At 56.6% G+C, this 20,928-nt stretch carries 21 protein-coding genes and 1 tRNA gene; 14 read left to right on the forward strand and 8 right to left on the reverse strand.

Annotated elements, in window-relative coordinates; translation table 11 throughout:
- Positions 1-34 precede the first annotated feature (34 nt).
- Positions 35-736, reverse strand: coding sequence for a YggS family pyridoxal phosphate-dependent enzyme (locus LG203_RS02150; RefSeq protein WP_230344286.1), 702 nt, complete (start codon positions 734-736; stop codon positions 35-37).
- A 42-nt stretch (positions 737-778) separates the two neighbouring features.
- Here LG203_RS02150 and LG203_RS02155 point away from each other — a divergent pair, with 42 nt between their 5' ends.
- The 3 genes from LG203_RS02155 (at position 779) to LG203_RS02165 (ending at position 4,050) form a co-directional block, all read left to right on the forward strand.
- Positions 779-1,822: a type IV pilus twitching motility protein PilT gene (locus tag LG203_RS02155; RefSeq protein WP_230336081.1), complete on the forward strand. Its 1,044-nt coding sequence runs from the start codon at positions 779-781 to the stop codon at positions 1,820-1,822.
- 47 nt (positions 1,823-1,869) lie between these two features.
- Positions 1,870-3,006 (forward strand): PilT/PilU family type 4a pilus ATPase, encoded by a 1,137-nt coding sequence (locus LG203_RS02160; RefSeq protein WP_230344287.1) that lies wholly within the window; start codon positions 1,870-1,872, stop codon positions 3,004-3,006.
- A 75-nt stretch (positions 3,007-3,081) separates the two neighbouring features.
- Positions 3,082-4,050 (forward strand): DUF72 domain-containing protein, encoded by a 969-nt coding sequence (locus tag LG203_RS02165; RefSeq protein ID WP_230344288.1) that lies wholly within the window; start codon positions 3,082-3,084, stop codon positions 4,048-4,050.
- A 65-nt stretch (positions 4,051-4,115) separates the two neighbouring features.
- Here LG203_RS02165 and LG203_RS02170 read toward each other — a convergent pair whose 3' ends face one another.
- From LG203_RS02170 to LG203_RS02200, 7 genes are read right to left on the reverse strand one after another with little or no spacing between them, the layout of a single operon-like run.
- The gene (locus LG203_RS02170) at positions 4,116-5,393 is read right to left on the reverse strand and encodes a dihydroorotase (RefSeq protein WP_230344289.1); all 1,278 of its coding nucleotides are present in this window, start codon (positions 5,391-5,393) and stop codon (positions 4,116-4,118) included.
- Entirely contained in the window at positions 5,390-6,343 is a 954-nt protein-coding gene (locus LG203_RS02175) for an aspartate carbamoyltransferase catalytic subunit (RefSeq protein WP_013441458.1), read from the reverse strand. Before LG203_RS02175 ends, LG203_RS02170 begins: the two co-directional genes overlap by 4 nt.
- Positions 6,343-6,840, reverse strand: coding sequence for a bifunctional pyr operon transcriptional regulator/uracil phosphoribosyltransferase PyrR (gene pyrR / locus LG203_RS02180; RefSeq protein ID WP_407665336.1), 498 nt, complete (start codon positions 6,838-6,840; stop codon positions 6,343-6,345). The genes LG203_RS02175 and pyrR overlap by 1 nt, the downstream gene beginning before the upstream one ends.
- A 23-nt stretch (positions 6,841-6,863) precedes the next feature.
- The gene (gene ruvX, locus LG203_RS02185; RefSeq protein ID WP_230344290.1) at positions 6,864-7,382 is read right to left on the reverse strand and encodes a Holliday junction resolvase RuvX; all 519 of its coding nucleotides are present in this window, start codon (positions 7,380-7,382) and stop codon (positions 6,864-6,866) included.
- 32 nt (positions 7,383-7,414) lie between these two features.
- Positions 7,415-7,975, reverse strand: a complete 561-nt coding sequence (locus LG203_RS02190) for a YqgE/AlgH family protein (protein WP_013441461.1) — start codon at positions 7,973-7,975, stop codon at positions 7,415-7,417.
- A gap of 22 nt (positions 7,976-7,997) precedes the next feature.
- Positions 7,998-9,089: a bifunctional 3,4-dihydroxy-2-butanone-4-phosphate synthase/GTP cyclohydrolase II gene (gene ribBA / locus LG203_RS02195; protein ID WP_230344291.1), complete on the reverse strand. Its 1,092-nt coding sequence runs from the start codon at positions 9,087-9,089 to the stop codon at positions 7,998-8,000.
- Positions 9,086-9,691, reverse strand: a complete 606-nt coding sequence (locus tag LG203_RS02200; protein WP_015829496.1) for a riboflavin synthase — start codon at positions 9,689-9,691, stop codon at positions 9,086-9,088. The genes ribBA and LG203_RS02200 overlap by 4 nt, the downstream gene beginning before the upstream one ends.
- 145 nt (positions 9,692-9,836) lie before the next feature.
- On the opposite strand from LG203_RS02200, the gene LG203_RS02205 reads away from it, so the two are divergent.
- The 11 genes from LG203_RS02205 to LG203_RS02255 all read left to right on the forward strand — a co-directional run bounded on the left by LG203_RS02205 (position 9,837) and on the right by LG203_RS02255 (position 20,767).
- Complete coding sequence (locus LG203_RS02205; protein ID WP_230344292.1) at positions 9,837-11,105, forward strand: lipoprotein-releasing ABC transporter permease subunit; 1,269 nt, start codon at positions 9,837-9,839, stop codon at positions 11,103-11,105.
- Positions 11,098-11,802, forward strand: a complete 705-nt coding sequence (lolD, locus tag LG203_RS02210) for a lipoprotein-releasing ABC transporter ATP-binding protein LolD (protein WP_230344293.1) — start codon at positions 11,098-11,100, stop codon at positions 11,800-11,802. The genes LG203_RS02205 and lolD overlap by 8 nt, the downstream gene beginning before the upstream one ends.
- Before the next feature lie 12 nt (positions 11,803-11,814).
- Entirely contained in the window at positions 11,815-14,193 is a 2,379-nt protein-coding gene (locus LG203_RS02215) for a DNA internalization-related competence protein ComEC/Rec2 (protein ID WP_230344294.1), read from the forward strand.
- Between the two features lie 194 nt (positions 14,194-14,387).
- Complete coding sequence (locus LG203_RS02220; RefSeq protein WP_230344295.1) at positions 14,388-15,473, forward strand: type I glyceraldehyde-3-phosphate dehydrogenase; 1,086 nt, start codon at positions 14,388-14,390, stop codon at positions 15,471-15,473.
- A gap of 165 nt (positions 15,474-15,638) precedes the next feature.
- Positions 15,639-16,244 (forward strand): MotA/TolQ/ExbB proton channel family protein, encoded by a 606-nt coding sequence (locus LG203_RS02225; RefSeq protein WP_230344296.1) that lies wholly within the window; start codon positions 15,639-15,641, stop codon positions 16,242-16,244.
- A gap of 13 nt (positions 16,245-16,257) precedes the next feature.
- Complete coding sequence (locus LG203_RS02230) at positions 16,258-16,680, forward strand: ExbD/TolR family protein (protein WP_015829500.1); 423 nt, start codon at positions 16,258-16,260, stop codon at positions 16,678-16,680.
- Positions 16,681-16,770: 90 nt separating this feature from the next.
- Positions 16,771-18,525, forward strand: a complete 1,755-nt coding sequence (gene msbA / locus LG203_RS02235) for a lipid A export permease/ATP-binding protein MsbA (protein ID WP_230344297.1) — start codon at positions 16,771-16,773, stop codon at positions 18,523-18,525.
- A 30-nt stretch (positions 18,526-18,555) separates the two neighbouring features.
- Positions 18,556-19,551 (forward strand): tetraacyldisaccharide 4'-kinase, encoded by a 996-nt coding sequence (lpxK, locus tag LG203_RS02240; RefSeq protein WP_230344298.1) that lies wholly within the window; start codon positions 18,556-18,558, stop codon positions 19,549-19,551.
- Between the two features lies 1 nt (position 19,552).
- Entirely contained in the window at positions 19,553-19,732 is a 180-nt protein-coding gene (locus LG203_RS02245) for a Trm112 family protein (protein WP_159356529.1), read from the forward strand.
- Positions 19,733-19,734: 2 nt separating this feature from the next.
- The gene (gene kdsB / locus LG203_RS02250; RefSeq protein WP_230344299.1) at positions 19,735-20,499 is read left to right on the forward strand and encodes a 3-deoxy-manno-octulosonate cytidylyltransferase; all 765 of its coding nucleotides are present in this window, start codon (positions 19,735-19,737) and stop codon (positions 20,497-20,499) included.
- A gap of 191 nt (positions 20,500-20,690) precedes the next feature.
- A tRNA-Met gene (locus tag LG203_RS02255) sits at positions 20,691-20,767 on the forward strand.
- Positions 20,768-20,928 lie beyond the last annotated feature (161 nt).

Below are 20,928 nucleotides of genomic sequence, written 5' to 3' on the forward strand. Positions count from 1 at the left end.
TGTTGCTGTTGTCCTGACATGCGCTCCCCGCGGGTCATGCCGTCGCTGCCTTCGCCGGACGCGGGCCGAAAATGGCCGAGCCTACCCGCACGATAGTGGCGCCTTCGCCTATGGCAACCGGAAAATCTTCCGACATGCCTATCGACAGGGTATCCAGCGCGATGCCTTGTTGCTTCAGTGCATCATACAGGGTGCGTACCATTCTAAACTGCGCACGTTGCAATTCCATATCGGGCGTAGGGGCAGGTATCGCCATGAGGCCGCGCAACTGCAGGTGGGGCAGCTGGCGGATGGCACTCGCCAGGGCGTATGCTTCTTCTGGAGCGATGCCGCTTTTGCTTTCCTCGTGGCTGACATTCACTTGCAGGCATATCTGCAGGGGCGGCAGCTCCGCTGGCCTCGCCGCATTCAGCCGCTCGGCGATCTTGAGCCGGTCCACGCCATGCACCCAGCTGAAGTGCTGGGCGATAGGCTGGGTCTTGTTGCTCTGGATAGGCCCGATGAAGTGCCACTCAATCGGCAGGTCTTGCAGCAGCGCCTGTTTGTTCAGGGCTTCCTGCAGGTAATTCTCGCCAAACCGTTGCTGACCGGCGGCCCATGCAGCACGGATGGCATCGGCGTTTTGCGCTTTGCTGACGGCCAGCAGGGTAATCTCCTGCGGGTCGCGTCCAGCGGCCGTGGCCGACTGACAAATACGGGCTTGCACGGCTTGCAAGCGTTCTGTGATTGCGCTCATAATCCATTCATCATTTTTATAAAATTATAGCAGGAGCCTAGGGTGGATATTTCGGATTTGCTGGCGTTCTCGGTTAAAAACAAGGCTTCTGATTTGCATCTTTCTGCCGGTATGCCGCCCATGATCCGGGTGCATGGCGATGTGCGCAAAATCAACCTGCCCTCCATGGATCACAGCCAGGTGCACGACATGGTGTATGACATCATGAACGACGGCCAGCGCAAGATTTACGAAGAAACCCTGGAGTGCGATTTCTCGTTCGAGATTCCCAATCTTGCCCGGTTCCGGGTCAATGCCTTTAACCAGAATCGCGGTGCGGGCGCGGTTTTCCGTACCATTCCTTCCAAGATTCTGACCATGGAGGAGCTGAACTGTCCGCCCATCTTCCGTGAAATCGCGCAAAACCCGCGCGGCATCGTGCTGGTGACCGGGCCGACCGGTTCCGGCAAATCCACCACGCTGGCGGCCATGGTCGATTTCATCAATGAAAACGAGTACGGCCATATCCTGACGGTGGAAGACCCGATTGAGTTCGTCCACACCTCGAAAAAGTGTTTGATCAACCAGCGCGAAGTCGGTCCGCATACCCTGTCGTTCTCCAATGCCTTGCGCTCAGCGCTGCGTGAAGACCCGGATGTGATTCTGGTCGGCGAAATGCGCGACCTGGAAACCATACGTCTGGCCCTGTCGGCCGCTGAAACGGGCCACCTGGTGTTTGGCACCCTGCATACCAGCTCGGCGGCCAAGACCATAGACCGTATCGTCGATGTATTCCCCGCTGCCGAAAAGGAAATGGTGCGCTCCATGCTCTCCGAATCCTTGCGCGCAGTCATTTCGCAAACATTGTGCAAAACCAAGGATGAACAGGGCCGTGTGGCCGCGCATGAGATCATGATAGGCACGCCGGCCATTCGTAACCTGATCCGCGAGAACAAGATTGCACAGATGTATTCCGCCATCCAGACCGGGCAGAATGTGGGCATGCAGACGCTGGACCAGAACCTGCAGGAACTGGTGAAGCGCAATATCATTTCGGTGGGCGAAGCCCGTGGCAAGGCCGCCAACAAGGAAACCTTTGGCGGTTAAGCGGTTTTTGTACGATTATTCAACGCGTTTATTTAAGGTAGTCTTCCATGGAAGAAGGTCAGGCAGAGAAGTTTGTTTTTGATTTGTTGCGCATGATGATTGCCAAGAAAGCCTCTGATCTGTTCATCACGGCGGCTTTTCCACCGGCAATGAAAATCGATGGCAAGATGACGCCCATGAGCAGCCAGCCCCTCACGCCCCAGCATGTGCGCGAGATTGCCCGCGCCATCATGAATGACAAGCAGGCTGCCGAGTTTGAAGCAACCCGCGAATGCAATTTCGCCATCAGCATGCCACGCGTGGCCCGGTTCCGGGTCAATGCCTTTGTGCAGCGTGGTTCGGTCGGTCTGGTATTCCGGACCATTACCTCCGCTATTCCCAAGTTTGATGACCTGCACCTGCCCGAGGTGTTGAAGGAAGTCTCCATGACCAAGCGCGGCCTGGTGATTCTGGTTGGCGGCACCGGCTCCGGCAAATCCACCACGCTGGCAGCGATGATGGGCTACCGCAACGAAAACAGTTACGGCCATATCATCACCATTGAAGACCCGATTGAATTCATACACGACCACAAAAACTGCATCGTGACCCAGCGCGAAGTGGGCGTGGATACCGATAACTGGTTTGCCGCGCTGAAAAACACCCTGCGCCAGGCACCGGATGTGATCATGATCGGCGAAATCCGCGACCGCGAAACCATGGACTACGCCATTGCCTTTGCCGAAACCGGCCACCTGTGCATGGCGACCCTGCACGCCAACAGTACCAACCAGGCGCTGGACCGTATCATCAACTTCTTCCCTGAAGAGCGTCGTCAGCAGTTGCTGATGGACCTGTCGCTGAACATGCGGGCGTTTGTCTCGCAACGCCTGATCCCCAAGCGCGATGGTCAGGGCCGGGCTGCCGCCATCGAAATCATGCTGAATTCACCGCTGATCTCCGACCTGGTGCTGAAGGGCGAAGTGCACGGAATCAAGGAGATCATGGCCAAGTCACGCGAGCTCGGCATGCAGACCTTTGACCAGGCCTTGTTCGACTTGTATGAGCGCGATGAGATCACCTACGAAGATGCCCTGCGCAATGCCGACTCCATCAACGATATCCGCCTCAAGATCAAGCTGGAGGGCAAGGATGCGCAAGACCGCGATATGTCCGCCGGACTGGATAAACTGGGCATCGTCTGATATCCCGATGCCGTAGCAGGTGGTGCCGGCCGCCTGGGTGAGCGAACTTTGCCATGACTTCGCTTACCAACGGATATGGCAGCTGATATACGGATTGGTATTTCTGGTTGGCGCTATCCTCCCTGGCGTGGGGTCTTTTATCCGGAAGACCTGACGCAGGCACGGGAGCTTGAGTTCGCCTCCCGTGCGCTGCCCAGCATTGAGCTGAATGGCTCGTTTTATGGTTTGCAGCGTCCAACCAGTTACCAGCGCTGGTATCAGCAAACTCCCTCCGATTTCATCTTCAGCATTAAAGCCACGCGCTATGTCACCCATATCCTGCGTCTGCGCGATATCGAGACTGCCATGGCGAATTTTTTCGCTTCCGGCCTGCTGGCACTCAAGGAGAAGCTCGGCCCCATTCTCTGGCAATTCCCGCCCAGTTTTAAATTCGATGCCGCCTTGTTCCAGCATTTCCTGCAACAATTGCCACGCGATAGCCATGCCGCCGCTGCGCTGGCCCGCCACCATAGTCCGGAAATGGCGGGCAAGACATGGTTTGAAGTGGATGAAAAGAAGCCTCTGCGCCACGCGGTGGAAATTCGCAATACCAGCTTTGAGAATGCCGAATTCATTGCTTTGTTGCGTCGTTACGGCGTGGCGCTGGTGGTGGCGGATACGGCGGGAAAGTGGCCTTACCTGGAAGATGTCACCGCCGATTTTGTCTACCTTCGTCTGCATGGCGATGCGGAGCTATATGCCAGTGGCTATAGTGACGGGGCCCTGAGTCGCTGGGCGGACCGCATCCGCCTTTGGAGCCAAGGGGATGAATCTCCCGATGCACGCCGGGTCGCGAAAGAGGATATGGTCCCCTCTGCCCGAGTGCGGGATATCTACTGTTATTTCGATAATGACATCAAGGTGCGTGCGCCATTTGACGCCCGCAAGCTGCTACAGCTGCTGGGCCGGGATGATGGATTGACTCCGCTGGATGCCTCCGCGCTGGAAAAGGCGGTTAAACCGCCAGGCAAACGCGCGCCCCGCCGGCGATCGGTAAAAAAATAACGCCAGCCGAGTGGAATGCGGCTGGCGTTTCGCGATCAGCGGCCATGCTCAGGCCTGGGGCGAATTTATGCGGCCTGATACACCAGCTGGCCGTTGACCAGGGTATAGCGTACCTTGCCCCGCAAGTGCAGCCCCAGGAAGGGCGTATTTTTGCCCTGGCTTTGCAGCACACTGGCCTCCACTTTCCATTCCTGTGCCGGATCAAGCAGGCAAAGGTCGGCGTCTGCGTGCAGGGATAACTCGCCCGCTGGAATATCCAGTATGGCCGCTGCCTTGGTGGTGACTGCGGCAAGAGCCTGGGGCAGCGGAATATTCTGCTCATCAGCCCATTTGCATACCAGCGGCAACAACAACTCCAGCCCGGTAGCCCCGGCTTCCGCTTCTCCAAACGGTTGCAGTTTGGCGTCGTCATCCACAGGGGTATGGTCCGAGCAGATGGCATCTATCGTGCCGTCAATCACTCCCTGGCTCAGGGCATCGCGATCGCGCTGGCCGCGCAAAGGTGGACGCAGATGGCAGTTGGGGTCAAAGTATCCGATGTCGTGCTCTGTCAGGTGCAGGTGGTTGATGCTGACGTCGCAGGTGACAGGCAGACCTTGCTGCTTGGCTGCCCGTACCATTTCCACACCCTCGGCAGTAGACAGGCGGCACAGGTGAATGCTGGCGCCCGTTTCGCGGGCAATTGTCAGGATGCTGGCAATCGCCAGCGTTTCGGCTGCCGCCGGGATGCCTTTCAGGCCGAGGCGGCTGGCGACTTCGCCGTCGTGGGCTGTGCCGCCGCTGGCGAGGTAGGGCTCTTCCGGGCGCAGCCAGATGGTATAGCCGAAGGTGGCGGCGTACTGCATGGCGCGCCACAACACCTGGGTGTCGGTAATCGCGACGTCGGCCTGCGAAAAACCTACACAACCGGCCTCGGTCAGTTCGGACATTTCAGTCAGCTGTTTGCCCTGCAACTGGCGGGTAATGGCACCCAGCGGATACACATGGGCCAGGTGCAATTGCTTGGCCTTGTGCTTGAGCATTTCCACCAGGCCGGGTTCATCCAGTACCGGATCGGTATCGGGCGGACAGGCCAGGCTGGTAACACCGCCAGCAACGGCGGCCTGCATTTCACTTTCCAGCGTGGCTTTGTGCTCAAAGCCGGGCTCGCGCAGGCGGGCGGACAAATCCACCAGTCCGGGCAACACCAGCAAGCCGCTGGCATCCAGGGTCTGTGTAGCTTCGAAGCCAGCAGGGCCGCTACCTATGCCGACGATTTTGCCGGCGGCAATGTAGATATCCTGCGTGGTGTCGATGTTGTTTTTGGGGTCGATCAGGCGCCCGTTTTTAATCAGTATTTTCATGCGCTGTTTCCTGCAAGCATGGACATGACCGCCATACGCACGGCGATGCCGTATGTGACCTGGGGCAATATCACGGATTGTTTGCCGTCGGCGACGGCAGAGTCGATTTCTACCCCACGGTTCATGGGGCCGGGGTGCATGACAATGGCATCAGGCTTGGCAAGAGCCAGTTTTTCCGGCGTCAGGCCATAACACTTGAAATACTCCTGTGCGCTGGGCAGCAGGGCGCCACTCATGCGCTCGTTCTGCAGGCGCAGCATCATGATCACATCCACATCCTTTAGCCCCTCGCGCATGTCGTGATACACCTGCACGCCTAGTTTTTCTACGTGTTGAGGCAGCAGGGTCTTGGGTGCAATGACACGCACTTCGGGCACGCCCAGCGTGGTCAGGGCGTGAATCTCGGAGCGGGCCACGCGCGAATGCAGCACATCCCCCACCAGTGCTACGCGGAGGTTGTGCATGTCCGGCTTGTAGCGGCGGATGGTAAATACATCCAGCAAGCCCTGGGTCGGGTGTGCATGGCGGCCATCACCGGCATTGATGACGTGGATATGCGGCGCCACATGCTGCGCGATCAGGTGCGCCGCACCAGATTGCGCGTGGCGGATGACGAACATGTCGGCGTGCATGGCCGTCAGGTTGTCTATGGTGTCCAGGATGGTTTCGCCCTTGGATTGCGACGAGGTGTTGACGTTGAGGTTGATCACGTCAGCGGACAGGCGCTTGGCGGCAATCTCGAAGGTGGTGCGGGTGCGGGTGCTGTTTTCGAAGAAGATGTTGCACACGGTTTTTCCGCGCAGCAGCGGCACTTTTTTCACTTCGCGCTCGGCCACCCCGACAAAAGATTCCGCGGTATCCAGAATCTGGTTGAGGATGGCGCGCGGCAGGCCTTCGGTAGACAGCAGGTGGCGCAGCTTGCCATCCGGGGTAAGTTGGGGGTTAAGCATCAGAGGCTGTCTTTCAGTTCAAAATGGAAACGGCCGTCTTCCGATTGCAGCAGTTGCAAGTTCTGGCTTACGGGCAGTGGAATTTCGGCCGCCACGATCTGCGGCACGATAGGCAACTCGCGGCCCCCCCTGTCCACCAGCACCGCAAGGCTGATGCTGGCCGGGCGGCCGTAATCAAACAGCTCATTCATGGCAGCGCGTATGGTGCGGCCAGTATGAAATACATCGTCGACCAGGATGATATGCTGGTCCTGAACATCAAACGGGATCTGTGATGGTTTGTTTTCGGCACGCAGGCCACGTTGGTCAAAGTCATCCCGATAAAACGAAATGTCCAGCGTTCCGCGTGCTACGGGGCGGCCCAGCAGTGGCAGCAGGCGATCTACCAGCCAGACCCCTCCACTGTGAATGCCTACCAGGGCCGTGTTGTCGGTGATCAGCGGTTTCAGCTTTTGCAGCAGCACCTCAAAGGTGGCTTCGGCGTCAGGCAGTATCATGGTGATGTGCTCTATTCATGGGGTCATTGGCTCCCCGCATGCGGTTGGGCGACAGGGAGTGAAGACAGGGTGTCAAAGTAGGATTGCAAGATATGTTGGGCGGCCACCTGATCCAGCATGACTTTCTGCTTGCGGCCGTGGATGCCGCTCTCATTAAGCGAGCTGCTGGCTTCTGCCGAGCTCAGGCGCTCATCTATCATGACCACGGGCAAACCAAAGCGGCCATCGAGCCGGCGCGCAAACTTGCGGCAGAGCAGGCTGGTAGCATGCTCTTCGCCATCCAGTGACAGCGGCAGCCCGACAATCAGCACCGTGGGACGCCACTCGTTGATCAGCGCGGCAATGGCTGCAAAGCGCACATCGTTGGCTTCACTTTCAATGGTGGTGAGCGGGTGGGCGATGCCCAGCAGGTGTTCCCCTACGGCCACGCCTATGCGTTTTTCGCCAAAGTCAAAAGCCAGCGCCGTTCCCTCTGAAGTGAGCAGCAATTGCTTGGCGGGATCGTTGTTGATGGTGTTGAGGCGAGGGGTGGCGGTCTGCATGCGCTCAGGCAGGAAGGGGAATGTGAGCCATATCAGGCATGCCCGGCCTCTTCCGACAGCTTGGCAAAATCAAGCCCCAGCAGTTGCATGGCCGCGGTGAGTTTGTTTTCACTGGGCAGATCAAACAATACGGTGTCGTCAGCGGGCACGGATAGCCAGGCGTTCTGCGCCATTTCCTGCTCCAGTTGTCCGGCGGCCCAGCCGGAGTAGCCCAGCGAGATGAAGATTTTCTCTGGCCCGGTGCCATTGGCGACGGCTTCCAGCACATCTTTCGAGGTGGTGAGCGTCGTCTTGCCATTGATGGAGATGCTGGACTGCCAGTCGCCGGGCGGCTGGTGCAGCACAAAGCCGCGGTCTATCTGTACCGGCCCGCCAAAGTGGACGGCACTGGCGGCCATCTCGGCATCGTCCAGCGACAGGTTGATCTGGCTGAACAGTTCCTGCAGCGTCATCTCGGTCGGGCGGTTGATCACGATGCCCAGCGCACCATCTGCATTGTGCTCGCATATATAGGTGACTGACTTGGCAAAGTTGGGGTCGGCCATGGCGGGCATGGCGATCAGAAAGTGATTGGTAAGATTGACGTTTTCCACGGTTCCAATTATCGCATAAATATCAGGTCGGGGAAGATTCCAGATAGCCCACGACTTCCAGCCCGAATCCGGTCATGCTCGGCATTTTGCGCGGGGCTGCCATCAGCCGCATTTTGCGTACACCCAGGTCCAGCAGGATTTGCGAGCCTATGCCGTAATTCCGCAGATCCTGCTTGTGCCGGATGGACTGATCCGCACGCTGGATGCGGTCGACCAGATCACTGCCTTGTTCGTTGCCACGCAGCAGTATCATCACCCCGCATTCAGCCTGGCTGATGGTCTCCATGGCTTTCAGGGTATTCCATGAGTGTGAGCAGCTGGAACTGTCGAGCAGGTCGAATACCGACAGCGGTTCGTGCACGCGCACCAGCACTTCCTTCGATTCGTCTGGAGAGCCTTTAATCAGTGCCAGATGGGTCTGGTCGTTGATGCGGTCCGTGTAGGCGATCAGCTGCATGGGGCCATATGGCGTTTGCACGGTGCGCTCGGCACTGCGCTGCACCAGGCTTTCGGTCTGGCTGCGATAGTGAATCAGGTCGGCAATGGTGCCGATTTTAAGCTGGTGTTCGCGTGCGAATTCAATCAGGTCAGGCAGGCGGGCCATGCTGCCGTCATCCTTGAGGATTTCGCAGATGACGCCGGCTGGCTCCAGGCCTGCCAGGGCGGCAAGGTCGCACCCTGCCTCGGTGTGCCCGGCGCGCACCAGTACGCCACCATTTTCTGCTGTGAGCGGGAAGATATGGCCAGGACTGACAATGTCGGCAGGGCTGGCATTGCGGGCAACGGCTGCCTGTACGGTGCGTGCACGGTCCGCGGCCGAAATGCCTGTGGTAACTCCTTCGGCCGCTTCAATCGAAACGGTGAAGGCGGTGCCCAAAGGCGCACCATTTTTTTGCACCATGGGCGGCAGTGCCAGCTGCTGGCAGCGGTCTTCGGTCAGGGTCAGGCAGATCAGACCGCGACCATATTTGGCCATGAAGTTGATATGTTCTGGCGTGGTGAATTGCGCTGCGAGCACCAGGTCACCTTCGTTTTCGCGGTCTTCCTCGTCCACCAGAATGACCATGCGGCCCTGGCGAATCTCCTCGATAATGTCTTTGGTCGGGCTGATCACGCACTTTCTCCTTCGGTTTTCCATTGCGCCATGCGCTCTACATATCGGGCGATCATGTCGACCTCCAGATTCACCCGGCTGCCCACACCCAGGCTCTTGAGCGCAGTGACTTCTATCGTATGGGGAATCAGGTTCACGCTGAACACATCGCCATCCACGCTGTTGACCGTGAGGCTGACGCCATCAATGGTGATGGAGCCCTTGATGGCGATATAGCGCGAAATGGCATGTGGCGCGCGCACGGCCAGCAGCATGCAATCTCCGGCGGGTTCAAACCTGACGACCTGGCCAACGCCATCCACATGGCCGCTGACAATATGGCCGCCCAGACGATCGGAAAAGCGCAAGGCTTTTTCCAGATTGACGGGTTTGACGTTATCCAGCCCGACGGTGCAATTGAGGGTTTCACGCGAGACATGCGCCTGAAAATGGCTGGGGCTCAGGCTGACGGCGGTGAGGCACACGCCGTTGACGCAGATGCTGTCGCCGATGGCAACATCACCAAGATTCAGTGCGGTGGCATCTATCGTCAGCTTGACATCGCTGCCGAGGGTGTCGACTTTTTCGATACGGCCTACCGCTTGGATGATTCCGGTAAACATGAGAGTGTAAGGGCTCCAGAATGTAAAGGTTTGCTGTACATGCTCAACGCGTTAGTCCCGACGGGCAAGACACGCTGTTTGTGCTGATCACAGCCTTGCATAATTTTAGCAGAATGGCGCCTGTTCCCTGCTAGAATTCGGCGCTATGGCTATTAAATTGACTTCATTGCCGTACGAGATTTTCGTCGGCCTGCGCTATACACGCGCCAAGCGTCGCAACCACTTCATTTCCTTCATTTCCATGACCAGCATGATAGGCATAGGCCTTGGTGTGGCTGCGCTGATTATCGTGCTCTCGGTCATGAATGGTTTTCAGGAGGAGTTGCGCTCGCGCATTCTCGGGGTGGCGTCGCACATGCAGATCAGCGGCGTCGATAACAAGCTGACCGACTGGCCCATTCTCGCCAAAGAGGTGGAGCATGCGCCCCATGTGCAGGCCGTGGCGCCTTACATCATGGCGCAGGGCATGCTTTCCTATGGGCAGTCGGTGCAGGGCGCCATCGTGCGTGGTGTGCTGCCGGTCGATGAAGACCGTGTTGCCGATCTGGGCCGCCATATGCGTGCAGGCAAACTGACCGATCTCAAGGATGGCGAGTTCGGTATTGTGCTCGGGGCCGAGCTGGCGCAATCGCTAGGGGTGATACTTGGCGACAAGGTCGTGGTGCTGGCGCCGCAAGGGCAGTTCACGCCTACGGGCATCGTGCCGCGCATCAAGCAGTTTCGCGTGGTGGGTATTTTTCAGATCGGCATGTACGAATACGATGCGGGCCTCGCGCTGATCCACATGGCGGATGCCGCTAAGCTTTATCGCATGGGAAGTGATGTTTCTGGCGTACGGCTCAAGCTGGATGATCTGTTTGCTGCCCCGCGCGTCACTACCGCACTGGTCGCCCAGTTGCAGGGCAAGGGCAATTACTACATCAGCGACTGGACCGAACAGCATGCCAATTTCTTCCGCGCCGTGCAGATGGAAAAGCGCGTCATGTTCATTATCCTGGCGCTGATTGTCGCGGTGGCCGCCTTTAATATCGTCTCCACGCTGGTGATGGCCGTGACCGACAAGCGGGCGGATATTGCCATCATGCGCACCTTTGGCGCCAGCCCCTCCAGCATCATGCAGATATTCATTGTGCAGGGCGCGCTGATCGGCGTCATCGGCACGGTTTTTGGTGCGATTTTCGGCGTTGTGATTGCGCTCAATATTGAAACCATCGTGCCTTTCATCGAACGTAGCCTGGGCATCCAGTTTTTGGCCAAGGACGTGTATTACATCAGCGAGCTGCCATCGCACCTGCTGTGGGGCGATGTCGCGGTGATTACCGTCATGTCTTTTATATTAAGTCTGCTGGCCACGCTTTATCCAAGCTGGCGCGCAGCGCGCATCAATCCGGCGGAGGCTTTGCGTTATGAGTAATGAAGTGATTGCATGTAGCGCCTTGCGCAAAACCTATGCCGGACTGGATGTGGCCGTGCTGAACGGTATTGATCTGCATGTGACACAGGGCGAGCAGGTGGCGATCGTGGGCACCTCTGGCTCCGGCAAGAGCACGCTGCTGCATCTGCTCGGCGGGCTGGATGCCGCCAGTGCCGGCGAAGTGCGGGTGATGGGGGAAACGCTGGCAGATCTTAGCGAGGCGCGTCGGGGTGCGTTGCGTAACCATGCCTTGGGCTTTGTTTACCAGTTTCACCATCTGCTGCCCGAATTTACTGCGCTTGAAAACGTCGCCATGCCCTTGTTTATCCGCCGCATGCCGCGGGCCGAGGCGCTGGAAGCGGCTGCCGAAACGCTCACTCAGGTCGGGCTTGCACATCGGCTGGAACATATGCCGGGCGAGCTTTCTGGCGGTGAGCGGCAACGCGCTGCGGTAGCACGGGCACTGGTGACCAATCCGCGTTGCATATTGGCGGATGAGCCGACGGGCAATCTGGACCGACATACCGCGAATGCTGTATTTGATCTGTTGCTGGAGCTGAATGCGCGGCAAGGGGTCAGTCTGGTCGTGGTCACGCACGATCTTGAGCTTGCCGCCAAGATGCAGCGCCAATACCGCTTGCAGGATGGTCAGCTGATCAGCACCGTTGCCGATCATTCCTCGTCTGTTTCCGTTTGATCCTGCCCTGACGTGATTACCCTGGCGCTCGCGTTTACTGCCGGCGCCTGGGTACTGCAACAACTTCCTTCTCTCCCTGCGCTTTGGCCGGTCGGCCTCTTACTTGTATTGCTGATGGGTGCCTGCTGGTATATGCCAGCGCATAGGCGGCGGGTGTCTCTGTGCCTGCTTGTCGCCGTATGCGGTTTTGCCTGGGCTGTCTGGCTGGCGCAGACGCGGCTGGCCGATGCTTTGTCTCCGGAATGGGAGGGCCGCGATATTGCGTTGGTGGGAGTGGTGGCTAGTTTGCCCGAACAGCGCGAGCGTGGCGTGAGTTTTGCATTTGATGTTGAGCAGGTGTTGACGCCAGCAGCCAAGGTGCCAAATCGCATCTCGCTGAATCTTTATCGACACAATGCTTTTGGCTCACGAGATTCCAGTACAGGAGGGAGCTCATCGCCTGCTGAGAAGCAGGCCACCATACCGCAAATACACGCCGGTGAGCGTTGGCAATTGATCGTCAGGCTCAAGCGGCCACATGGCAGTGTGAATCCGCATGGTTTTGATTTTGAACGGTGGGCGCTGGAAAACGATTTGCAGGCGTTCGGCTATATCCGCACACGCAGCGAATATCGGCGCCTGGACGATATGGTGTGGCGCCCGACGTATGTAGTGGAACGGGTGCGTGAGCGCTTGAACGCGCGTATTGCCCAGGTGTTGCCGGGTCAGCCGGCCATGCCGCTATTGCAGGCGCTGGTCACGGGCGATGATAGCGGGATCACGACCGCAGATTGGGATGTCTTTTTGCGTAGCGGCATAAACCATCTGATCAGTATTTCCGGGCTTCATATCACCATGCTGGCAAGTCTGGCGTATTGGCTAGTGTATGCAGGCTGGCGCCGCAGTTATCGGCTGAATCTGTGGCTGCCCGCGCGCAAGGCGGGTGTCATGTCCGGCTGGCTGGTGGCATTGCTTTACTCGCTGGTGGCCGGGTTTTCGGTGCCGACCCAGCGTACCTTGTACATGCTGACGGTATTTGCCATTGCCTTGTGGCTGGGGCGACGATTCGGAATTGCACGCGTACTGGCTTGTGCATTGCTGGTTGTGGTGATGGCTGACCCTTGGGCGGTGATGGCGCCGGGATTCTGGCTGTCATTCGGCGCGGTGGCCGTGATGGCGTTTGCCGGGGCGTATCGTATCGGCATGCTGGCGAAATGGCGCCAGGCGGTGCATGCCCAATGGGCCGTGACGCTGGGTTTGCTGCCCCTCTTGCTCATGCTGTTTCAACAAGTATCGCTGGTCTCGCCGCTGGCGAATGCCATCGCCATTCCTGTAGTCAGCCTGGGTGTGGTGCCCTTGGCCCTGGCTGGTACTTTGTTGCCGATTGACAGTTTGCTTTGGCTGGCACATGCCTTGATGCAATTTGTTACCCGCGCCATGCATTGGCTGGCCGTATCGCCATGGGCGGTGTGGCAGCAGCAAGCCCCGCCAGCATGGTCATTGTTGCCTGCCATGGCGGGTATTGTATGGATGTTGTTGCCGCGCGGGTTTCCCTTGCGCTGGCTGGGGTGGGTGGGCTTATTGCCCATGCTGATGATCCGCCCGGAGCCGCCCCCGGATGGCACGATGCGCGTAGTGATGCTGGATGTCGGGCAAGGCATGGCAGTGGTGGTTCATACCGCCCGGCATACCTTGCTTTACGATACCGGGCCGCGTTACTCCGCGGAAAGTGATGCTGGTCGGCGCGTTATCCTGCCGTATTTGCGTGGAGAGGGCATCGTCCGGCTGGATGGGGTGATCGTGAGCCACAATGATAATGATCATAGCGGCGGATTACAGGCCGTAGCGGATGTGCTCTCACCGCAGTGGATGCTGAGTTCCTTGCCTGCCGAGGCGGTCCCGCTGCAAGTCAAACAGCACAGAGCCTGCCAGGCAGGCCAGCGCTGGCAGTGGGATGGCGTGAACTTTGAGATGCTATATCCGGATGTGGTGAGCATGGCGCAGATGGATCTGCAGGATAACAACCGCAGTTGCGTCGTGAAGGTAAGTAGCCGCTACGGCAGCCTATTGCTGGCTGGCGATATTGAAAAAAGTGCTGAGGCCCGTCTGCTGGATAATGCAGGTGGACGCTTGGCCGCAGACGTCTTGCTGGTACCGCATCATGGCAGCCGGACCTCGTCTAATCCTGAGTTTGTGGCGGCCGTGCGCCCCGCGATGGCCTTGTATGCCGTCGGCTATCGCAATCGTTTTGGGCACCCCAAGGCCGAGGTGATGGCACGCTATCATGAACTGGGCGCGCGGGATTATCGGTCAGATCGTGATGGCGCCATTCTTCTCGACTTCTCAGCTCAAGGCATAGCCGCTCACCGCTGGCGGCAGCAATTCATGCGGTATTGGTATACGCGTGATTGAGCGCTCCTACCTGCATCAGTTGTCTTAATAAGTAATACCTATCGCTTTTTTCTCCACAAACATCCGGATTCATCGTAAAGTTTGGCTCGGTGCTGCCGAAGTATCTAGAAGACAGGGTACGCATGCATGGGGGATTCGCAGTAATGCATGGCGGTAACGAAAAAATAAACAAAATCGAGACGGAGTAGCTTGATATGACACCCTTGCGCGTTGGTATTGCAGGACTGGGCCGCATAGGCCGCGGTATTTTAAGAGCGAACCACGCTGCACTAGCCGAAGGGCGTTTTGATATCAAGGTGGTGTGCGATGTGATGCCCATCGATCAAGTGGCCTATCTGCTCGCGCACGACACCACTTATGGCAAGCCGCCATTTACCCTGGATTTTCAAGGCAATGACCTGATTCTTGGCGATAAGCGCATTCGTTATGAACGTGTCGATCGCCGCCGCCGTCCCACCGAAGACAGTTTTGCCGCGCTACGCGAGTTTGATCTGGATGTCTTTATTGATGCTACCGGTACGGCATCCATTGCTGATTTGCGTGCCGTCATCGAGCGCAAGGTCGCGCGCAAAGTAGTGTGCACGGCCAATATCGCTGGCTGTGATTTGAGCATGGTCTACGGCGTCAATCACGAACAGTATGATCCCCTGCAGCACGACATCATTGCCTCCAATACCTGTACTGGCAATGCGCTGGCGCCGGTGGCCTATGTACTGCAAAAGCATATAGGCATCGAGTATGCCAGGGTCATTACCATACACCCGGCGCTATCCGATCAGCGCGCGCTGGATGGATATCACCCCACTTCGCATCTGGGCCGTGCCTGCGCGGCTTCCATCCTGCCGACCAGCACCAATGTTGCGGCTTCCACCGTGCTGGCCTTGCCAGAGCTTGAAGGCAAACTGGACTCTCTTTCGTATCGCGTGCCGACCGAGATTGTGTCTATCATCGACATGACGGCTACTCTGGCACGGGATACTTCACGTGATGAATGTATAGAGTTGTTCGAGAAATATGCCAGAGGGGATCTGAATGGCATTGTTCAATGTGATTATGGCGCCTGGGGACATCAGCGTGCCAGTATCGATTATCTCGGCACCGAATTTTCCGCCATCCTGCAAATGCGACACCTGACGGTGAGCCACGGCCGACAGCTGGGGTTGACGCTCATGCATGACAATGAGGTGGCGTACTGTTGCCGTGTGCTGGATGTGCTGGGGGTGATTGATCGCGTGAAGGCTGCTAGTAAACTCAAGCTGGTGGAGTCCTTGCGTGCCTGAAGATTTTTTCTGAAGCGTCATCATGCCGTTTCAAAAGCCGGACACCTTGTCCGGCTTTGTCATTCCTGCGTTTGGCGAAGCGCTTGCCAGTTGTAAGTTTGCTTGCTGAAAACCGGCTCGCACGCTAAAGTATTGCCACTTTTGATCATCCTTTGGAGCCTCACTGTGTGGGAAATTATTCTAGCGGCCGGCTGGCCGATTTGGCCGCTGATTATCGCTTCTATCATTGCTGTTGCGATTATTGTTGAGCGTTTGTGGGCATTGCGTGCCGAATTGATTGCACCTAGCAACCTGTTGCCGGAGGTGCAGCGCTGGCTGGGTCAAGGCGGCGTTAATAAGGAAACTTTGATCAAGTTGCAACAACACTCCTTGCTGGGGCAGATTTTCGCCAGTGCCCTGGCCAATGTGGATTCTTCTCGCGATGTCATGAAAGAGGCGATTGAAGAGTCCGGCCGTGCCGTGGCGCACAAGCTGGAAAAATACCTGACCACGCTGGGTACCATCGCCACTGTCAGCCCGCTGCTGGGCCTGCTGGGTACGGTGATCGGGATGGTCGAGCTCTTTGGTGCCTTTACCGCGACTGGCCATGATGTGGCTCAGTTTGCCCGTGGCATTTCCGTCGCGCTGTATAACACGGCTGGTGGTATTGTCGTGGCGGTGCCCGCGATGATTTTCTACCGCTATTTCCGCGGCAAGGTGGATGGCCTGATTGTGGAAATGGAACAGCAGGCCGTCAAGCTGGTGGAAATGATCCACGGCGAACGTAAATAAGCGAGCAAACACCATGAATTTTCAACGCGGAAAAAAGCACGAAGATCTGGAAATGAACTTGGTGCCGCTGATCGACGTGTTACTGGTCATTATCATCTTTCTGGTCGTCAGCACCACATTCTCACGCGTGAGTGAATTGCAGATCAATCTGCCTACCGCAGAAGCCACGCCGCCAGAACAAAAGCCGTTGATCGTGAATGTAGGTGTTGATGCCAGCGGTCATTATGTGGTGAATGACAAGCCGGTCAGTGATACCAGCGTGGCTGGACTTGGCATTGCCTTAAGGCAGGCGGTTGGTAATGGCAAGGAGCCGACGATCGTGATCAATGCCGACGCTAACAGCACGCACCAATCCGTGGTCAATGTCATGGAAGCCGCGCGGCAGGAAAACTATACCCACATCAACTTTGCGACACAGGTAAAGTCTGGCTCCTGATTCTGACGCACGTTTACCTGTTCGGGTAACTCCATTATCCTGGTTTGCCCGCCATTTGGCGGGCAAACCTTTTAACAGTCCCTGAGATTTATGTCCAAAAAATCCTCCCGCCGAGCCCCGGTTGCTTCTGCGCATAACGCTAGAATCCTGTATATGCGATTGCTGGGGTATACCCGTAAATTCTGGGTGGCCATGTCGCTTACCATTCTGGGTTTGGTGGTGTTGTCAGCCACCAATACCGGTTTTCTGGCGACGATCAAAATGGTGACGGATGAGGGCTTCGTACAACGTGACAGTACGAAACTGCAGCTCCTGCCCTTGATGCTGTTTGGGTTGCTTGCTTTACGGGCTTTTGCTGGTTTTGTCTCCGCGTTTGGCATGCGTTGGGTATCACGCCGGGTGGTCGAAAGTCTGCGACTTGATGCGTTCCGCCGCTTGATGGCGTTCCCCGTCAGTTACTTTGATGCCAACTCGGCTGGCATCGTGACTTCCAAGCTGACCTACGATACCGAACAGATTGCCAAAGCGTCTACCAATGTGGCGGTAGCGGCGGTGCGGGATACCTTGACCATTATTGGCATGGTCGGTTACATGCTCTATCTCGACTGGAAGCTGACGATGATTTTTGTCATCGTGGTGCCATTGATGGTGTTTTACCTGAAAATCATGACGCCCAAGCTGCGTCAGGCGAGCCGTGTGGTGCAAGAGTCCATGGGCGATTTGACCCAGGTGATTGAAGAGGCAGTGTCCGGTCAGCGTGTGGTCAAGATTTTTGGCGGTGGTGATTACGAGTTTCAGCGTTTTGCCAAAGTCGCCGGGCGCAACCGCTATACCTTGATCAAGATGGCACGATTGTCCAGTCTTAACAGTATGGTCATTGAGGTGCTGGCAGGCCTGGCGCTGGGGCTGGTGGTCTACTATGCCATTGGCAACTTCACGGCAGGGGAGTTTGCAGCATTTATCGGCGCCTTGCTGATGTTGATTGCCCCGATTAAAAGCCTGACTGGTATGAATGAAGACATTCAGACGGGGCTCGCGGCGGCCGAAAGTGTCTTTGCACTGATTGATTCGCCGGTGGAGGTGGATGCTGGTACGCAGGAAATCGGACGCGCGCGAGGCCTGATTGAATTCCGTCACCTGGAATTGCATTATGAGAATGCCAAGCGGGCGGCGTTGAGTGATCTCAACTTTACTGTGCATCCTGGAGAGAAGCTGGCGCTGGTCGGCCGATCCGGAGGTGGCAAGACTTCTTTGGTGAATTTGCTGCCACGTTTCTATGATTATCAGCAGGGCGAACTTCTGCTGGATGGTCTGGATACACGGCAGATGACCTTGCGTAATCTGCGCGCACAGTTTTCACTGGTGAGCCAGGATGTGATCCTGTTTAACGACACGGTATTCAATAATATTGCTTACGGTGTGTTGCGTAATGCCTCGGAAGAAGATGTAGTCGCTGCCGCAAAGGCGGCACATGCGTGGGAGTTTATTCAGCAATTGCCCCAGGGGTTGCAAAGTGAAATTGGAGATCGTGGCGTGCGTCTGTCTGGTGGTCAGCGTCAGCGGCTTGCGATTGCCCGGGCTATTTTGAAAGACGCCCCAATTCTGTTGCTGGATGAGGCGACCTCTGCACTCGATACGGAATCCGAACAGCATGTTCAAGCGGCTCTGGATGAGTTGATGCGCAATCGCACCACAATTGTGATTGCGCATCGCCTCTCTACTATTGAAAATGCGGATCGTATTCTGGTGATGGATCATGGCCGGATTGTCGAGAGTGGTGATCATCAATCCTTGCTGGCGCAGGATGGCTATTATGCCAAGCTGTATCAAAAGCAGTTTCACTAAGTCTTACCGTGTAAACGAGGCCTGAGCCAGATGAAGGCAACATTGGCTACCTTTATCCAGCAACAATGGACACGTGTCGGCATGTGGCATTTGTTGCTGATTCCCTTGTCCTGGCTTTTTGCTTGCTTGAGCCGTATTCGGCGGCTGGCCTATCAATATAGTCTTCTTCCTTCATTTCGCCTGCCTGTGCCCGTGATTGTGGTGGGCAACATCAGTGTCGGCGGGACAGGGAAAACGCCTCTTGTCATCTGGCTGGTCAAGCAATTGCAGGCAGCAGGTTTTCATCCCTTGATCGTAAGTCGCGGCTATGCTGCTTACGCAGATGTTGTGGATGTCAGGCCGGTCCACCCTGACAGTGATCCGGCGATTGTCGGAGATGAGCCCTTGCTGATGGCGCAGCGCACGCAGGTCCCTGTCTGGATAGGGCGCGACCGTGCCAAGGTGGCACAGGCTGCGCTGGCGAACTCTCCTGAATGCAATGTCATCGTCAGTGACGATGGCTTGCAGCATTATGCATTGCAGCGCGATCTCGAAATTGCGGTGGTGGATGCCGCCCGCCTGTTTGGTAATCGTCGATTATTGCCGGCTGGCCCGCTGCGCGAGCCGGTGGCGCGCTTGTCCGAGGTGGATGCCGTGGTGATGAACGGTGCCCATGGCGATGAGGATGGCTTTTATATGCAACTGGTCAGTCATCAGATGTACAACCTGAAATCCCCCGCATCTACATCAACCCTGCAGGTATTTGCAGGACAGGCTGTTCACGCTGTAGCCGGGATTGGCAATCCCCAGCGCTTTTTTAACCAACTGAAAAGCACTGGGCTTCAAGTAATTGAGCACCCATTTCCGGATCATCATGCCTTTGATGCGTCGCAGCTGGCATTTGGTGATGATGTTCCCGTCATCATGACCGAGAAAGATGCCGTGAAATGTGCCGCCTTTGCGCAACCCAACTGGTGGGTGATGCCCGTCGATGCAGAACTTTCGCCTGCATTTCTGCCACATGTTCTCAGTAAATTAGGAGTTTGATATGGATGCAAAATTACTCGACATCCTGGTGTGCCCCGTATGCAAGGGGCCGCTGGTGTTTAAGAAAGAAGCACAAGAGCTCGTGTGCAAGCCTTGTCGGTTGGCCTATCCCATACGTGATGGCATTCCAGTCATGCTGGAGGAAGAAGCTCGGCGTCTGGCAGACGCGGAAGAAGTCTGAACATGAAATTCAATGTCGTCATCCCCGCCCGCTATGCCAGTTCCCGTCTACCAGCCAAGCCTTTGCTCGACATCGCCGGAAAACCGATGGTGATCTGGGTTGTTGAGCGCGCCCTGCTGAGCGGCGCGGAGCAGGTGATTGTGGCAACGGATCATGCCGATATCCTGCAAGCGGTGCAGTCTTATGGATATCAGGCCATCATGACGCGAGATGATCACCCCTCCGGAACGGATCGTATTGCGGAGGTGGCGGCACATTTTGGATGGAGTGATGACGCGATAGTCGTCAACGTGCAGGGCGATGAGCCGCTGATCGATCCGCTATTGATTAAAGAAGTCGCGACCAACCTGCGGGATCATCCAGAAGCTGCCATGGCAACGGCATGTCATGCCATGCATGATCGTGAGCAGATATTCAATCCCAATGTCGTCAAAGTGGTGACCGATAAGGATGGGCACGCGCTTTATTTCAGCCGGGCCTCTATTCCTTATGCTCGCGATGCTTTCCAAAGCGAGTCGTCATCGGAGGAGCTCGTGGCGTACCGACATATAGGTATCTATGCATATAAGGTGAGTTTCCTTAATGCATATAGTCTTCTTGAAGCCTGTTCCTTGGAGAAAACTGAAATGCTAGAGCAACTGAGGGCGCTTTGGCATGGCTATAAGATTAGTGTCGCCGAGACTGCGCATGCTCCCGCTGCCGGGGTAGATACCCCGGCAGATCTGGTCAGAGTCAGGATGATGTTGAAAGACGTGGCGCCTGGCTAAAAAATACATGAAACTGCGTATTGGACAAAGCGCAATTGATCTCCTTGATTATTAAGGAAATGGCATCTCGGGCCGCTTCATGGGATGCGGGAGTTTAGTGGAAAAGCTCAAAAGGGCGTTGACAGTGTCATTTCTGCTTTGCTATAGTCTCACCTCTCGACGCAACGTACATAACGAAGCGACGAAGCGGACGCGGGGTGGAGCAGTCTGGCAGCTCGTCGGGCTCATAACCCGAAGGTCACAGGTTCAAATCCTGTCCCCGCAACCAAGTAAACGAATCTGAATTTAGTTGTTGACGAAACGTTTAAGCGCTGTATAATGCGCACCTCTCAACGGAAACGTTGATGAGTGAAAGCGAAGTAAGAAGTACCTGCTCTTTAACAAACTGAACAATCGATAGGTGTGAGTGCTTGTGGTTTTGTGAAGTCG

Source organism: Methylovorus mays (genome assembly GCF_020531915.1).
In the GTDB taxonomy this organism is placed as follows: Bacteria; Pseudomonadota; Gammaproteobacteria; order Burkholderiales; family Methylophilaceae; genus Methylovorus; species Methylovorus mays.

What these genes read in the sequence shown, in the direction of transcription:
- LG203_RS02150 (WP_230344286.1), bottom strand. Translation starts at nt 736, where the DNA reads ATGAGCGCAATCACAGAACGCTTGCAAGCCGTGCAAGCCCGTATTTGT.
- LG203_RS02160 (WP_230344287.1), top strand. Translation starts at nt 1,870, where the DNA reads ATGGAAGAAGGTCAGGCAGAGAAGTTTGTTTTTGATTTGTTGCGCATG.
- LG203_RS02165 (WP_230344288.1), top strand. Translation starts at nt 3,082, where the DNA reads ATGGCAGCTGATATACGGATTGGTATTTCTGGTTGGCGCTATCCTCCC.
- LG203_RS02170 (WP_230344289.1), bottom strand. Translation starts at nt 5,393, where the DNA reads ATGAAAATACTGATTAAAAACGGGCGCCTGATCGACCCCAAAAACAAC.
- LG203_RS02175 (WP_013441458.1), bottom strand. Translation starts at nt 6,343, where the DNA reads ATGCTTAACCCCCAACTTACCCCGGATGGCAAGCTGCGCCACCTGCTG.
- pyrR (WP_407665336.1), bottom strand. Translation starts at nt 6,840, where the DNA reads ATGATACTGCCTGACGCCGAAGCCACCTTTGAGGTGCTGCTGCAAAAG.
- ruvX (WP_230344290.1), bottom strand. Translation starts at nt 7,382, where the DNA reads ATGCAGACCGCCACCCCTCGCCTCAACACCATCAACAACGATCCCGCC.
- LG203_RS02200 (WP_015829496.1), bottom strand. Translation starts at nt 9,691, where the DNA reads ATGTTTACCGGAATCATCCAAGCGGTAGGCCGTATCGAAAAAGTCGAC.
- LG203_RS02205 (WP_230344292.1), top strand. Translation starts at nt 9,837, where the DNA reads ATGGCTATTAAATTGACTTCATTGCCGTACGAGATTTTCGTCGGCCTG.
- lolD (WP_230344293.1), top strand. Translation starts at nt 11,098, where the DNA reads ATGAGTAATGAAGTGATTGCATGTAGCGCCTTGCGCAAAACCTATGCC.
- LG203_RS02220 (WP_230344295.1), top strand. Translation starts at nt 14,388, where the DNA reads ATGACACCCTTGCGCGTTGGTATTGCAGGACTGGGCCGCATAGGCCGC.
- LG203_RS02230 (WP_015829500.1), top strand. Translation starts at nt 16,258, where the DNA reads ATGAATTTTCAACGCGGAAAAAAGCACGAAGATCTGGAAATGAACTTG.
- msbA (WP_230344297.1), top strand. Translation starts at nt 16,771, where the DNA reads ATGTCCAAAAAATCCTCCCGCCGAGCCCCGGTTGCTTCTGCGCATAAC.
- lpxK (WP_230344298.1), top strand. Translation starts at nt 18,556, where the DNA reads ATGAAGGCAACATTGGCTACCTTTATCCAGCAACAATGGACACGTGTC.
- LG203_RS02245 (WP_159356529.1), top strand. Translation starts at nt 19,553, where the DNA reads ATGGATGCAAAATTACTCGACATCCTGGTGTGCCCCGTATGCAAGGGG.
- kdsB (WP_230344299.1), top strand. Translation starts at nt 19,735, where the DNA reads ATGAAATTCAATGTCGTCATCCCCGCCCGCTATGCCAGTTCCCGTCTA.